This is a genomic window from Pseudomonas sp. GM33 (assembly GCF_000282295.1).
GTDB lineage: Bacteria > Pseudomonadota > Gammaproteobacteria > Pseudomonadales > Pseudomonadaceae > Aquipseudomonas > Aquipseudomonas laurylsulfatiphila.
Window position 1 is genome coordinate 1 of the sequence record NZ_AKJO01000108.1, and the last position, 14,219, is coordinate 14,219.

At 60.8% G+C, this 14,219-nt stretch carries 10 protein-coding genes; 6 read left to right on the plus strand and 4 right to left on the minus strand.

Annotated features, from left to right (window positions below; translation table 11 throughout):
- A partial coding sequence (locus PMI26_RS09755) for an Ig-like domain-containing protein (protein WP_007976559.1) occupies positions 1-2,275 on the plus strand: 2,275 nt, incomplete at its 5' end.
- 189 nt (positions 2,276-2,464) lie between these two features.
- Here the strand turns inward: PMI26_RS09755 and PMI26_RS09750 are convergent.
- From PMI26_RS09750 to PMI26_RS09740, 3 genes are all read right to left on the minus strand, one after another.
- Positions 2,465-3,034 carry a YceI family protein gene (locus PMI26_RS09750; protein ID WP_007976561.1) on the minus strand — a complete coding sequence of 190 codons (570 nt, stop codon included), beginning with the start codon at positions 3,032-3,034 and terminating at the stop codon, positions 2,465-2,467.
- A gap of 137 nt (positions 3,035-3,171) precedes the next feature.
- On the minus strand, positions 3,172-3,843 hold the full coding sequence (locus PMI26_RS09745) for a phosphoribosyltransferase (RefSeq protein WP_007976563.1): 672 nt from the start codon (positions 3,841-3,843) through the stop codon (positions 3,172-3,174).
- Between the two features lie 153 nt (positions 3,844-3,996).
- Complete coding sequence (locus PMI26_RS09740; RefSeq protein ID WP_007976565.1) at positions 3,997-5,355, minus strand: MATE family efflux transporter; 1,359 nt, start codon at positions 5,353-5,355, stop codon at positions 3,997-3,999.
- Between the two features lie 296 nt (positions 5,356-5,651).
- Here PMI26_RS09740 and PMI26_RS09735 point away from each other — a divergent pair, with 296 nt between their 5' ends.
- Positions 5,652-5,924, plus strand: a complete 273-nt coding sequence (locus PMI26_RS09735; RefSeq protein ID WP_007976567.1) for a hypothetical protein — start codon at positions 5,652-5,654, stop codon at positions 5,922-5,924.
- Between the two features lie 64 nt (positions 5,925-5,988).
- On the opposite strand, the gene PMI26_RS09730 is transcribed toward PMI26_RS09735, so the two are convergent.
- Positions 5,989-8,877, minus strand: a complete 2,889-nt coding sequence (locus PMI26_RS09730; protein ID WP_007976569.1) for a multicopper oxidase domain-containing protein — start codon at positions 8,875-8,877, stop codon at positions 5,989-5,991.
- Positions 8,878-9,507: 630 nt separating this feature from the next.
- Here PMI26_RS09730 and PMI26_RS09725 point away from each other — a divergent pair.
- From PMI26_RS09725 to PMI26_RS09710, 4 genes are all read left to right on the plus strand, one after another.
- Positions 9,508-11,004, plus strand: a complete 1,497-nt coding sequence (locus PMI26_RS09725; protein ID WP_007976571.1) for a methyl-accepting chemotaxis protein — start codon at positions 9,508-9,510, stop codon at positions 11,002-11,004.
- A 195-nt stretch (positions 11,005-11,199) separates the two neighbouring features.
- Positions 11,200-12,789: an ArnT family glycosyltransferase gene (locus tag PMI26_RS09720; protein WP_033048047.1), complete on the plus strand. Its 1,590-nt coding sequence runs from the start codon at positions 11,200-11,202 to the stop codon at positions 12,787-12,789.
- A 146-nt stretch (positions 12,790-12,935) separates the two neighbouring features.
- Positions 12,936-13,340, plus strand: a complete 405-nt coding sequence (locus PMI26_RS09715; RefSeq protein ID WP_007976575.1) for an antitoxin Xre-like helix-turn-helix domain-containing protein — start codon at positions 12,936-12,938, stop codon at positions 13,338-13,340.
- Complete coding sequence (locus tag PMI26_RS09710; RefSeq protein WP_033048046.1) at positions 13,334-14,026, plus strand: RES family NAD+ phosphorylase; 693 nt, start codon at positions 13,334-13,336, stop codon at positions 14,024-14,026. Before PMI26_RS09715 ends, PMI26_RS09710 begins: the two co-directional genes overlap by 7 nt.
- Positions 14,027-14,219 lie beyond the last annotated feature (193 nt).

The following is a 14,219-nucleotide window of genomic DNA, read 5'->3' on the forward strand; positions in this document are numbered from 1 at the left end:
GTACTACGACTATCGCTGGCCGGTGCAACTGGCCGGTTACGACACCATCAACACCACTGCGCAGGATCCGCGCGCGGCCTTCCCCTGCGCCCCAGGTGAAACCCTGTTCGTCAACGATGCCTCACCAGGCCTCAAGACCTGCAACAACGGCAGCATCAAGATCCGTGGCGACTGGCGCGAAACCATGAGCACCCACTGGTTCCACGACCACATGCTCGATTTCACCGCGCAGAACGTCTACAAGGGCAACGCGGTGATGATGAACTACTACAGCGCCCTGGACCGCGGTAACGAAGCCTTCGAAGACGGCGTGAACCTGCGCCTGCCCAGCGGTTCGGCGTTGCCCTGGGGCAACCGCGACTATGACGTCAACCTGATAGTGGCCGACAAGGCCTGGGATGCCAGTGGCCAGTTGTGGTTCAACCCGTTCAACACCGATGGCTTCCTCGGCGATCAGATCCTGGTCAACTGGCAGTACCAGCCACGCCTGAACGTGCGTGCGCGCAGCTATCGTTTCCGCATCCTCAATGGCTCGGTATCGCGCTACTTCAGGATTGCGCTGGTGCGTGAAGTCGTCGGTACCGGCGGTGAATTCCCCGGCCCGGCAGGTTCGGGCGTGTCCTATACCCGCGTGCCGTTCCACATGATCGCCAACGACGGCAACCTCATGGAACACGCCGTGCCGTTCGACGGCAGCATGGACCTGGACGGTGACGGTGATGTGCAGGACCACAACGCGATACTGCCCACCCAGGGCATTGCCGAGCGTTTCGACATCATCGTCAACTTCGCGAAAAACGGGATCTCTGTCGGCGACAAGCTGTACTTCGTCAACTTGATGGAGCACCAGACCGGCAAAGGTCCGGAGAGTACTCCGCTGAGTCTGGCCGATGTGCTGTCCGGCAAGTACAAGGCCGTGCTCAAGTTGGGCAGCAAAGGGCTGGAATGGGACGCCGGCGACCCGGTGGTGGGCAAGTTCATGCAGATGGTGGTCAAGCCTTATGCCGGCCAGGACGTGAGCATGAACCCCGCCGACTACGAACCCGCCAAACCGGGTAAAGCGGCCGGCAAGGTCATGATTCCGCTGACGGTCAACCGCGACGATCCAACGATGCAGGCCAAGCTCAAGACAGTGCGGCATCGCGAGTTCATCTTCGGTCGCTCCGACGGCACCGACCTGGCACCCTGGACCATCAAGACCGACGGTGGTTTCGGCTACCACATGGACCCACGGCGGATCAGCGCCGCACCGCAACTGGCCAACGGCCCGACCGATGCCGGGTTCTCCGGCGACGGCACCCTGGAAGTGTGGAAAATCAAGAACGGCGGCGGTGGCTGGAGCCACCCGGTACACGTGCATTTCGAAGAAGGCGTCGTCCTCAGCCGCGACGGCAAGGCACCGCCGGAATGGGAAAAATGGGCACGCAAGGACGTCTATCGCATCGGCGAAGGCATCGACAGCTCGCAGGAAGTGGAAATGGCGATCCGCTTCCGCGAATTCGCCGGGACCTACATGGAGCATTGCCACAACACCCAGCACGAGGACAACGCCATGTTGCTGCGCTGGGATATCGAGCACCCCGGTCAGTTCCAGTTGATGCCCACGCCCCTGCCTGGCTGGGACGGCGTCAACTACGTGAACTCCGCCGCGCTGCCAACCTTCCGCACGGGCGATACTCGCAACACTGATGGCGATAACAAACTGCCGATCGCCAACCCCGACAGCGCCATCAGCAACAGCGGCCCGGTGACCATCAACGTACTGGCCAACGACAGCGACCCTGACGGCAACGTGCCGCTCAAAGTGGTGGGCCTGGAGCAACCGGACTCCGGCAAGGGCACGGTCAGCACCGATGGCGTGCGCGTGATCTACACGCCACCGGCCACGGTCCCCGCGCCGTTCACCGCGACCTTTACCTATAAGGTCGCCGACGCCAAGGGTGCGGAATCGGCACCGGCAACGGTGTCCGTGGCGGTCTCGGCAGCGGTCGTCGAGAACCTGATCGTCACCAGCGCTACCGTCACCGCCCGCAGCAACAACCGCTGGTATTGGGTGCTGTCCGGCACCACCTCGCGTGGCACGGGCAATACCATCACCGCGACGGTCACGACCACGACCGGCACGGCGAACCTTGGTACCGCCACCCTGACGCCTACGGCTACAGGCGCGCGCTGGAATATAGCGGTGACGACCGTCGGCAGTGCCCCCTCGCCGAGCCCGACAGCGACCATCAAGTCGGCCTTCGGCAAAACCGTGACAGTGCCCGTGCACTAGAGCGGATTGATCAGCGCCCGGTTCATGCAATGTGGACCGGGCGCTTTTTTTGCCGATCGTACGGTGGGACCGAGAGTCTTTGTATTGACTGTTACAACGCCTTCGCGAGCAAGCCCGCTCCCACAAGGAGCTTATGCTCGACGCAGATCCCCTGTGGGAGCGGGCTTGCTCGCGAAGGCGACCTCCCAGTCACCGCTGCGGCGCCACCATCCGAAAGCGGATATTGATCTCGTTGGACACCATGCTGTCCGCCCACTCGCCCTCGCCTATCTTGAAGTCGTCACGCTTGAGCACCAGTTGGCCATCGAAGATGCCGATGGAACTCTCCGACTTCAGCAGCACCGGCACACTCACTTCCCGAGTGAGCCCACGCAGGGTCAGTTTGCCGGTGAAGCTGTAGCGGTCATTGCCGAGGGCCTTGATGGACGTCGATTCGAACGTCGCCACCGGATAAGTCGCGGTGTCGAACCACGCCGGTTTTTGCAGCTCGGTGTTGGCGTCGTCGCTGCCGGCATCGATGCTGCTCAGGTCGATGGTCAGTGCGGCATGGGCGGCGCCCGGGTTCTCGGTGTCGAAGTCGAGATTGGCCTTGAATTTGCCGAAGGTGCCGTAGGTTCTCGAACCCATCTGCTCATAGGTGAAACTCAAGGTACTGGCCTTGGCGTTGACTTCCTTGTATTCCACAGCGTCAGCGAACGGCGCCAGGCCGAACACCAAGGTGCCGGCCAGAGCGATGCAACGCGCGGATCGAAGGTTCATGACACTCTCCGGGAGGGCTCCCGTCTTGAGTTGACGTGCCGTACACAAAGGCCGGCACCAGATGGACTAAAGCAAACAACCGGCGTTTATTCCACCTCAGCCGTTGAATGGCGACCACCTGCCGATGGCCGCCAGCGCTACCCACACGCCTCGCGTTGCCATGCACGCTGCAACAGCTCGATCACCTCGGCATCCGAAGTCTGGGAAAAGTCCATGTACCAATGGCCAATCGAAGTGAACCATTCGGGCATCAGCGGGCAGACCAGTTCATCCACCTCGCGGCGCAGCGCCTCCAGCGTCTCGATCGGTGCCACCGGCACCGCCACCACGATGCGCGCAGGTTCCTGCACCCGCAGCGCCTGGATCGCCGCCCGCATCGAAGCGCCGGTGGCCAGGCCGTCGTCGATCAGGATCGCCACCTGATCCTTGAGCTGCACCGCCGGCCGCGTGCCGCGGTAGACCTGCTCGCGGCGCAGCAACTCGCGGCTTTCCCGTTCGACCACGGCGTCGAATGCGGCCTTGGCGATCGGATGCACCCGCAGTGCCTCTTCATTACGAATCTGGATGCCACCGCTGGCAATCGCGCCCATGGCGTACTCCTGATGGGACGGCACGCCGAGCTTGCGCACCAGCATCAGATCCAGGCGAACCTTCAGCGCCGTGGCCACTTCATAGGCCACCGGCACGCCGCCACGGGGCAAGGCCAGAACGATGACATCGGGGCGATTGGCGTAAGGCAGCAGCGGCTCGATCAAACGCCGCCCGGCCGCTGGCCGGTCTTGCAGGATGGAATGGGACAAGGGGCTCATGTGAAAACCTCCCCAGGCAGGCATGCCTGCCGTGCACAAGTACTACGAACACCGCTACCCCTGTGGGAGCGGGCTTGCCCGCGAAAGCGTCAGCACAGTCAACATCTACACCACTGAACCACCACAACCGCGAACAGGCAATCAAAAAACCAACTAAACCAACCGCTCAATCTTCTGATGCTGCCACACCAGTTTGTAATACAGCGTCTGCAGCACCAGCATCCCCAGATACGCCACCGGAAACGCCATCCACACCCCTTGCAACCCGAACTTCGCATCCAGCAGATAGGCCGCCGGCAACTGCACCCCCACCACGCAGACAATCGAAATCGCCACCGGCACCATCACCGTGCCGCTGGCGCGCATGATGCCGCCGATGATCGCCTGGAAGCCGAACACCAACAGGCTCCAGAGCATGATGTGCAACAGGTGCTGAGCCATGGTCCGCGTCGCTTCTTCCGTGAGGAACGAGGCCAGCAGCCAATGCGACAGCAAATACCCGAGCACCACCAGACCACCGGTCAGGCACACATTGATCATCAACCCCGTGCGCAGAATCGGCCCCATGCGCTCGATGCGCCCGGCCCCAATCGCCTGCGCGCCAAGAATCGATGCGGTAATCGCAATCGACAACGCCGGGAACTGCACGTAATTGACGATCTGCGTCACCGCGCCATAGGCCGCCGTCGCCTGGGAACCGTGCTGGTTCACCAGCGCCAGAATCACCAGCTCCGACAGCGACAACACCACCATCTGCAACCCGGTGGGCAAACCGATGCGCAGCACCTTGCCGAGAATCGCCATGTCCAGCTTCATCGCCGCAAAGAACTCGCGGTCCGGCGCCAGCGGATGGCCCTTGCCAATCAAGCGCCACGCCAGCAACCCCATCGCCACCAGGTTACCCACCAACCCGGCAAACGCCGCACTCTGAATCCCCATCGGCGCAAAACCCAACCAGCCGCGAATCAACGCCGGCGTCAGCGCCAACCCGACCATGGTCGACACCACCAGCGCCAACAATGGCGACAAGGTATCGCTTACTCCACGCAGCAGTTGCGTGAACAGCACAAACACCAACAGCGACGGCATGATCCACAACATCACATGGGCATACGCCACCGCATCGTCCAGCACATCCGCCGGCGTCCCCAACCCGACCAACGCCGACCGCGCAAACACACTGCCCACCACCGCCGCCGTCAACCCGATCAACACCCCCAGCAACAAGGTTGCCCCGGCGATCGCCTTCACCAGATGCGTCTCCCGCGCCCCCCACGCCTGCCCGATCAACACCCCCGCGCCGGCACCGAGGCCGATCACCAGGGCGATGAAGAAAAACACGATGGGGAACATCCCCGACACCGCCGCCAACGCCTGGGTGCCAAGCATCTGGCCAATGTAGATGCTGTTGACCGTACCGGACATGGATTGCAGGAAGTTCGACAGCACCATCGGGGCGAGGAAAAACAGGTAGGTTTTCCAGAGGGGGCGTTGGGGGTTGGGGGTTTGCATGGGCGAAGATCCATCTCGACGGCAGGAGCGATGATTAAGGATAGCGTGGGTGGTTGAAACCAAGGGGCGATGACCATCTCAGGTCTGTGTCTGGATTTCCAGCGACCTGAGGTGAAAGGTCTGAAGTTTCATCCTCAAAGGTCCTACACAAAGCTCGGAATGCCTCACCTTCCCGCGCTGATCTCGTGCGGCTTATAGTCGGCGCCGTCGCCCAGAATGGCGACCGGGTTTGGCGACCTGAACACAGAGAATGACCAACTGAAGGCCTTGAGCCCATCAAACAGAGATCATTCAAAATGAATCGATACATGCCTTTAACCGGAATCGATCTGGTTCCGGCCTCCCTGCTCATCGACACCCAGGCCCCACTCGACGTCCTGCAAGCCATGGCCGATTACCGTATTCGGACAGTCACGCAGGTGCTGGAAAACATCGCCTACCGCTCCGAGCTCGGTTGCGACACGGTGGTGTTGGAAGACTTTTCAAAGCTGCTGGTCATTCCATTGCGCGATGGTTGTGACTTGATGGATGTGATTGGTCGGCGGTTACGGGCGCAGGTGGCGGAATAAATGAAAACGGGCGCAGAACGCGCCCGTCTTTTGTCCGACGACAAAAATGGCTCGATAGACGACGCTAGCCTTTGCCTCCGCTAACACTGCCACTTCCACTGCTACTCCCACTGCCACTGCTAGTTCCCTGGTCATTGTTGACCTTGACCTGTGGCCCGACGCCATCTCCCGTACGGAAGGTCGGTAACGCAACCGAGTCCACGAATTTCACGCCGTCCCAGCTGGGCAATGGCGTGGGCATCAACTGGATCTGGCCGGGGTGCTCAGAGTCCCAGCGCAGCAGCATCGAGGTGTCCTCATGCTGTGTGTTGTGGCAGTGCTCCATGTAGGTACCGGCAAACTCACGGATGCGGATGGCCACTTCGACATTGTCGCCGCTGTCCGGATCGGGGCCTATGCGATAGATATCCTTGCGCGCCCCTTTTTCCCATTCCGGTGGAGTCTTGCCACCTCGAGTGAGAATGACCCCTTCCTCGAAGTGCACATGCACCGGGTGATCCCAGCCATTGCCGCCGTTCTGGACCTTCCAGATTTCCAGCGTGCCTTCCCCCTTGAACCCTGCCGGTGTCGGCCCGGTAGCCAGTTGTGGCGCGGCCGAGATCCGCCGCGGGTCCATGTCGAAGCCTGGGCCGCCATCGGTCTTGATCGTCCAGGGCGCAAAGTCTGTGCCGTCGGAGCGGCCAAAGATAAAGGTGCGGTGCCGCGCCTGGGCGAGCCGGGCGATATCGGCAGGGTCATCGCGGTGCAAGGGCAGCGGGATCATGAACCTGCCCTCGGGCTTGCCAGGTTTGGCGGGCTCGAAGTCGACCGGATTCATGCTGACATCCTGGCCGGTGTAGGGCTTGACGTTCACTTGCATGAACACGCCCACGCCCGGGTCACCGTTGATCCACTGTGGCCCGTGGCTGGTTTGCCTGACCACAGGCAGGTACCTCTCGGAGAGTACATCCGCCAATGGAATGTCACGATTGGGACGCTTGCCGTTTTCATGCTCCTCGATGTTGACGAAGAAAATCCTGTCGCCCGGCTTGATGCCGTTTTTCGCGAAGTCGACGACGATGTCATAGCGTTCGGCAATGCCCATCATCGGCAAAATGGCATTGTTGTCTTGTCTGTCACCGTCACCATCGAGGTCCAGGCTGCCATCGAACGGCACCGCGTGTTCCATGATATTGCCGTCGTTGGCAATCATGTGGAACGGCACCCGGTTATAGGAAACCCCGGAGTTTTTCGGGCCGGGAAACTCGCCACCATTACCATTGACCTGACGCACCAGCGCCAGCTTGAAGTAGCGGGAAACCGAGCCATTGAGAATGCGCAGACGGTAGCGCCGGGCACGTACGTCCAGGAAGGGTTTGTACTCCCAGTTGGTCAGCACCTGGTCACCGAGAAAACCGTCGGTGTTGAAGGGGTTGAACCACAACTGGCCGGCCTGGTCCCAGGCCTTGTCGGCGATCGTCAGGTTGATGTCATAGTCGCGGTTACCCCAGCCCAGCGCCGAACCGCTGGGCAAGCGCAGGTTGACCCCGTCGTCGACCGACTCGTTGCCACGGTCCACGGCGCTGTAGAAGTTCATCATCGTCGCATTGCCCTTGTAGACATTCTGCGCGGTGAAATCGAGCATGTGGTCGTGGAACCAGTGGGTGCTCATGGTTTCGCGCCAGTCGCCACGGATCTTGATAGTGCCGTGGTCGCAGGTCTTGAAGCCGGGGGTGGCGTCGTTAACGAAAAGCTTTTCTCCGGGATCGCACGGGAACGCCGCACGTGAATCCTGAGCGCTGGTGTTGATGCTGTCGTAACCGGCCAACTGGATCGGCCAGCGATAGTCGTAGTACTGCCCCGGGAAGAAGAACGCGTTGGTAAAACCGTCGCTTTCCGCAGGTGAGTGGCCGTTATGTTCATGGGTGGTGATGGTGTGCAAGCCAAAGCCCCGGTTGGCCGACGGGTCAATGGGCAAGGCATCGTAATGACGCATCAGCATCGCCTGGCCATAGCGCACTAGAAGCAGTTTGGGCGGAAAGGTGCCGTCGAACGTCCACAACGCATTGTGGTCCTGCACAGGCATGTTGGGGTGAAACTGCACTTGAATGCCCTTGGTCGTGCCCTCGTTGGCCGGGTTGCCGTTGGTGTTGTGATAGAGCCCGCCTGGCGCGAATTCCCCCACGGCGTAGTTATGCCGTTGCATACGATCACGCAAGCCGCTGTTGACGTGCGCACCGGCTTGCACCGTCTTGAAGGCGTCGCGCGGGAAAAATTCATTGAAACGCTGGTGCGACCAGCCTTTTCCCGGCGGCCGACCTTCTGCGGGCGAATCGACCCGGCGATTGAGGAAATCCTCGATCTGCGCCTTCCAGGGGTTGCGGTCCAGCACATTGGAAAACTCTGTCGGGAAAGGCGTCAATGCCGGCTGCCGGAGAAAGGCATCCAGCGCAGCCGGCGACGGGCCGCTGCGCGCCACCTTCAAGGGGTCCTGCGCCGGTGCGGGCCCCACCGTCGGCACCGGAAACGGAACGGGTGACGGTGGGTCGGCCGCGTTCAGTTTGTTCGAGCCGAACTCCTCGAAAAGCTCGAGCTTCTGCGTGAACGGTTGAGCCCCGAACACTGGGCTGGCATTTCCGTTGGTGGGGATGTTGAAGCTGGTTTGCAGATTGGGTGGCAGCACATTGTCGGCCAAGGGGGTCGTGCGGTTACCGACCACGCCATTGGGCAGGTCGAAGGCGCCTACGTTTGCGCGAGGCAGCTTGAGCAAGTCCCTCAAGGCAGCATTGGGGTCGGCGGGCTGATTGGTGAACGCCGACGGGTCAGTGGGAGGCGGTGCATCGGTGTTGTCGAGGGGGGCTGCCTGGGTCTGGGAAAAGCCCAGCCCCAGCATGATCGCGGCAGCAGAGATACTCAGCGCCAGTCTGGTTTTGGACAATGCACCAGGATTCAACCTTGCGGTATCCAGTTTCATCGCAAACACCTCTGACGGGTTCTACGGAGCGCGTGGCAAGACAGGAGCAACGAGCCAATGCGCCTGGCCCGGCTGGCGAAACGCTTGATTTCGAGCCGGGATGGTAACGACGCAACTTCCCTGCCAAAAATGACAGGAGGTGACCAATGGCTCTAGGCCATACCCCCGTTGTCTTCTGGCGTGTGGCAGGCGTATGAGAAGCCAGGATGAAAGCCCCGATGACGGGGAATTTCCCCCGATACAGGGTGCGCTGGTGGGGGGGGTATTGGGGCCAAGAAAAATCGCCACTTTCTGAATGTATCGAGCGGTTGAATCCGCAGCCGATCACTGCTTGTGACGAGTGACTGCATAGACCGATATCGGCCTCGTCAAAGGCTCCAGCGCGTCCCTGCATGCACCCCTATCCCCGCCAATTCGGCATTCCTTGCCTCTAAATCTGACATTGTTCCCCTCTGCCCCGCCAGCCCATCCAGGAATGATGGCAAACGGCTACACTCCTCAGGATTTCTCAACTACACCTCGACCATGGCGGCATCGATTTACCTCATGGTTCAAGCGATAACAGGCTTGTCTTCCGGTATCAGTCCAACCCCAGCTTCTTCCCGGTTCGATTACATGGAGTCAGCGTACATGCCCTTCCCCCCTCGCTTCCTCGACCACTACCGCAAAGCCGACCGCATCATGCTGGGCCTGATCTGGCTGATGTTCGCTTTCGCGCTGGGCCTGGCGTTCTGGCACGACACCTTCAAGCAGGCGCTGCTGGTGGGTGGTGGCACCAGCCTGTTGTTGACGCTGTTGTATCGCGCCATCGGCGGCTCGCGGTTGATGCGCTGTTTGCTCGGCACAGGCTTGATGGTGATGGCGGCGTTGCACATCAATCAGGCCGAGGGGGTCATTGAGTCGCACTTCGGGATTTTTGCGTTGTTGGCGGTGTTGACGTTCTATCGGGACTGGCTGCCGATTCTGGTGGCGGCGGTGACGATTGCGCTGCATCACGTGGTGTTTCATGTGTTGCAGCACCAGGGGTTTGCGGTGTTTGTGATGGCGCATCACGGTGGCTGGACGATGGTGTTCGTTCACGCCTTTTATGTGCTGATGGAGACGGTCGCGCTGCTCTATCTGGCGGTGCACAGCCAGGCCGATGCGGTAGAGAGCCAGGACATGCTGGACAAGATGCTCGCCGCGACTTCGCAGCTGACAACCGATCCTGGCAAGGGTGACAAGGCGCGAGCGCATGTGTCGCTGGCGCAGCGGTTCGATCAGTTCCTGATGCAGATCACCGCGTTGGTGGACGGGGTGGTGCGTGACTCCAACGGCTTGGGCCAGTTGGGCCAGGAGCTGGCCAAGGCCAGCAACACGCTGGAGCAAGGCGCCAAACATCAGTTGACGGAAATCGCGCAGATGACCGGGTCAATGCAGCGCATGGGCGATGCGATGGAGCACATCGTGGTGCAGGTCGAGCATGCCGTTGAGCATGCCGGCCAGGCCAGTGTGCAGATCACCCGCGGACAGGAAAGCGTGAACCGCGCGCGGCAGGAAATCACCCAGCTGGCTTCGCGCCTGGAAGGCACCAACCAGACCGTGCAGGTGCTGGCCGGGCAGGCACAGCAGATCGGTACGGTGCTGGAAGTGATCAGCAGCATTGCCGAGCAGACCAACTTGCTGGCGCTCAACGCGGCGATTGAAGCCGCGCGTGCCGGCGAGCAAGGCCGCGGCTTTGCGGTGGTGGCCGATGAAGTGCGCAGCCTGGCGCAGCGCACGGCGGTGTCGACCAAGGAAATCCGGACGATTATCGAGGCCTTGCAGCAAGGCAGCCGCAAAGCCGTGGAGGCCATGCAGGACAGCCGTGAAGGCGTGGAGCGCTGCGTCGAGGACAGTCAACTGGCGGCGGCGATGTTGCAGGCCATCGGCAGCGACATCTCACAGATCGATGAACTCAACGGGCGAATTTTCACCACGACCCGCGAACAATCCACGGCGAGTGTCGAGATTGTCGGGCGCTTGCAGTCGGTGCAGAACATTGCGCAGAACACGGCGGATGATGTGCAGACGTTGGCGTCGAGCAGTCGTCAACTGCCGCCGATTGCCACACGGCTGGATGCGCTGGGGCGTACCTTTCACCCATGAGGGAGCCGTGATGGGCATGAACAATTTTTCATCCAGTCCATCACGGCCTGATTTCAAAGGATGTGGCGCACACCGTCCCTTCAGCGCTAATGGTTTGTTCTCGATCTACTGACAATCCCATCACATTTCGCCCGATAGCCTTGCTGCTCCAGCCGCTTCTCCGTCGTCACGGTGAGCGCAACGTGCGAAATAATGATGAACCATTCGATAGTCAGGTTTCTGAAAAGTGACCGCGGTGCGCTGATCCTGCTGCTCGGCGTATCGGCGTTTCTATTGCTGTTCGGGTTGGGCGCAAGGGAGCTTTGGGGGGCGGAAACGCGCTGGGCGAACATCGCGTTGCAGATGCTGCAAACCGGCGATTACTTCGACCCTTACCTCAAAGGCATGCCCTATTACGACAAGCCGCTGCCTTCCTATTGGTTGATTGCCGCCACGGCCCACCTGATGGGCGGCCTCGGGCACTGGTCACTGCGCCTGTCTTCTGTGTTGGCGGCGTGGCTGAGTATCTGGCTGGTCTATTTGATCGGTGAAAAGTTGTACAGCAAAGGCACCGGCCTGATGGCCGGCTGGTTTCTGGCGACGACCTTCTTTTTCGTGTTCTGGGCCCGGGTCGCCACGGCGGACGTGCTGACGGTTTGCGGTGTGTTGGCCGCCGTCTGGTGGTATTGGCGCGGGCCGGACGACACCCGGCTGAGTCGCTACAGCGTGTTTTTCCTGATGCTGGCACTGACGTCGCTGTTCAAGGGCTTGATCGGGTTCATCCTGCCGGGGCTGATGCTGTTGCCGCACCTGCTCAGCGAGAAGCGCTGGAAAAACCACCTCAATCCACGCCTGTTCCTGGCGATGCTGGTGGGCGGTGCGGTCTACATGCTGCCGTTCATGTTGTCACACCGTTATGGCACGCCGACCTATGGACCGAGCGGATTGGGCCTGGTGTTCCAGGAGAACGTGGTTCGGTTTTTCAAACCCTTCGACAACATCGGCCCGATCTACACCTATCTGCTGTATCTGCCGGTCTACACCCTGCCCTGGGCGCCCTGCTGGATGCTCGGCCTGTGGGTGGCCGTGCGCAGCTGGCAGCACACCGAGCCCAATGTTCGCTGGCTCATCGGGGGCCTGGGGTTGCTGTTCCTGTTCTTCACCGCCAGTGGCAGCCGGCGCAGCTATTACGTACTGCCGCTGGTGCCGTTCGCGCAATTGCTGGCGGCCTGGTGGGTCACCCGGCGCATGGCGGCGCGTGAAGCGGCCGGCAAAGCCGGCGGCCCCGGTTGGACCCAAGGCATTGCCGGGGCGGCCGGATTCCTGTTTGTGGTCCTTGGCGTGGTCTATCCCTGGACCAACGGTGGCGCCGGCGGTGTCATGCAGTTCACCCGGGATGTACGCGCCGAAGCCATCAAGACGGCGCCGTGGAACGAATGGCGCATGGTGCTGGTGGATGTCGACAACAAACTGCCCATGTACCTGCAGAATCATGGCTCGCCGTTCTACTACGTGCTCCCGGATTCGGACATCCCACAAACCGGCGACACAGCGGCGCTGATGGCGTGGCTGGAACAGAAAAGTGGCGAGCCCTGGAATCCCGAGCGCACGATCATCGTCGAGCAGTACAAGGACCTGAAACAACTGCCGCTGGAGTACCTGACGGCGGACCATCAACTGATTACCACGAAGCCCAACAACGGCGCCCGGTTGTTTCATGCGCATGAGAATGGCAGTGCGGCGTTTATTCCCTACGGGAAAACCGCGGTGGCAGGGCAAGCGGTAACGCAAGCATTGGATCAATGATGTTTTGAGGTGAGCCATCAATAAAAACGGGCGTTTAAGGAACGTCCGTTTGTTTAGATACGACAGTCCACCGGTCGTGGCAAATTTGCTCTATAGATTCATTACAACTACATTTGAATCTACAGACGCAAATAGAGTACGCGAATATGGCCGTCTCCATCCAAGCCCAATCCTTCACAAAAAACCAATGCGTCACCGGCCTGCGCGCTGCCGTGAGCATTCTGGAAAAGTGGCAGGCCACCAGCGACCAGGCCTGTCGCATCCTGCGTATTTCCCGCAGCACCTACACCCGCGCCCGGCAGCGCGATGTGGAGTGGGCTGTGGCACTGGATGCGGATCAGATGCAGCGCATCAGCTTCGTGCTGAACATTCACGCCACGCTGCGACTGGTGTTCGACAACCCGGACAACGTGTACGGCTTTGCCTCGATGGCCAACGACAACGAGTTTTTCAATGGCCGCAGCCCGTTGGAGATCATGGCCCAGGGCGACATGATTGCGCTGTATGAAACCTTCCGCCGCATCGACATGTTGCGGGGTGCGCAATGGTGATGGCGAGTGAGCTGGCGGTGTTTGCCGGTCAGTCGTTGCAGGCTTATCGCCTGGTCAATTCGAAGTTTCCGCCGATTGCTTTGTTTGATGACGTCGCGGACGCGGATGAGTTTGAAGTGCTGTTCGAGATTCAGGCGCTGACCAATCCGCGGTTGAAGAATGAAGTGGGTCAGCTTGAGTTGATTGCGCGCAGCGAGATCCCGTTCGGGATTGCCGGTTGCTCTTACGCCATCGCGCCGTTTACCCATGTCAATCCGGCGGGGTCGCGCTTCAGTGACGGCAGTTTCGGGGTGTTGTACCTGGCGGATTCGATGGAAACGGCGCTGGCCGAAGTGCGGCATCACCAGGCGCTGTATTGGTCGAAGGTGCCGGGCCTGAACTATGAGCGGTTTGTGTTTCGCGGGTTGGCCTGTGCCTTTGGCGATGGCGGAATGAAGGACGCCACCGCCCTGCCGCTGACCGATCCGGTGTATGCGTCGGACGATTACAGCCATTCCCGCGTGCTGGGGCGGGCGGTGCGGGACGCCGGTTGTCCCGGTTTGCGTTATCACTCGGTGCGCATGCCGGGCAGTCATTGCTGGGCGTTGATGACGCCGAGGCCAGTCTCGTCGATTGTGCAGACGGCGCATTACGAGATGGTCTGGAATGGGCAGATCACCAGTGTCAGCCAGATCAGCGAAGCCTGATTGCCTTGCGATGACCCTGTGGCGAGGGAGCTTGCTCCCGCTGGGCTGCGCAGCAGCCCTTTTTTTTGGGGCCGCTTCGCGACCCAGCGGGAGCAAGCTCCCTCGCCACAAAAAGAGGTGCTTATACAGGCGGTGTTCGATCCATTGACCGCATCGATAGTCACCATCATTTCAATGAAGTTCTCTTAAAAAA

Excerpts from the sequence above, each read along its gene's own strand:
- PMI26_RS09750 (WP_007976561.1), bottom strand. The coding sequence starts at position 3,034 with ATGAACCTTCGATCCGCGCGTTGCATCGCTCTGGCCGGCACCTTGGTG.
- PMI26_RS09745 (WP_007976563.1), bottom strand. The coding sequence starts at position 3,843 with ATGAGCCCCTTGTCCCATTCCATCCTGCAAGACCGGCCAGCGGCCGGG.
- PMI26_RS09740 (WP_007976565.1), bottom strand. The coding sequence starts at position 5,355 with ATGCAAACCCCCAACCCCCAACGCCCCCTCTGGAAAACCTACCTGTTT.
- PMI26_RS09735 (WP_007976567.1), top strand. The coding sequence starts at position 5,652 with ATGAATCGATACATGCCTTTAACCGGAATCGATCTGGTTCCGGCCTCC.
- PMI26_RS09730 (WP_007976569.1), bottom strand. The coding sequence starts at position 8,877 with ATGAAACTGGATACCGCAAGGTTGAATCCTGGTGCATTGTCCAAAACC.
- PMI26_RS09725 (WP_007976571.1), top strand. The coding sequence starts at position 9,508 with ATGCCCTTCCCCCCTCGCTTCCTCGACCACTACCGCAAAGCCGACCGC.
- PMI26_RS09720 (WP_033048047.1), top strand. The coding sequence starts at position 11,200 with ATGAACCATTCGATAGTCAGGTTTCTGAAAAGTGACCGCGGTGCGCTG.
- PMI26_RS09715 (WP_007976575.1), top strand. The coding sequence starts at position 12,936 with ATGGCCGTCTCCATCCAAGCCCAATCCTTCACAAAAAACCAATGCGTC.
- PMI26_RS09710 (WP_033048046.1), top strand. The coding sequence starts at position 13,334 with ATGGTGATGGCGAGTGAGCTGGCGGTGTTTGCCGGTCAGTCGTTGCAG.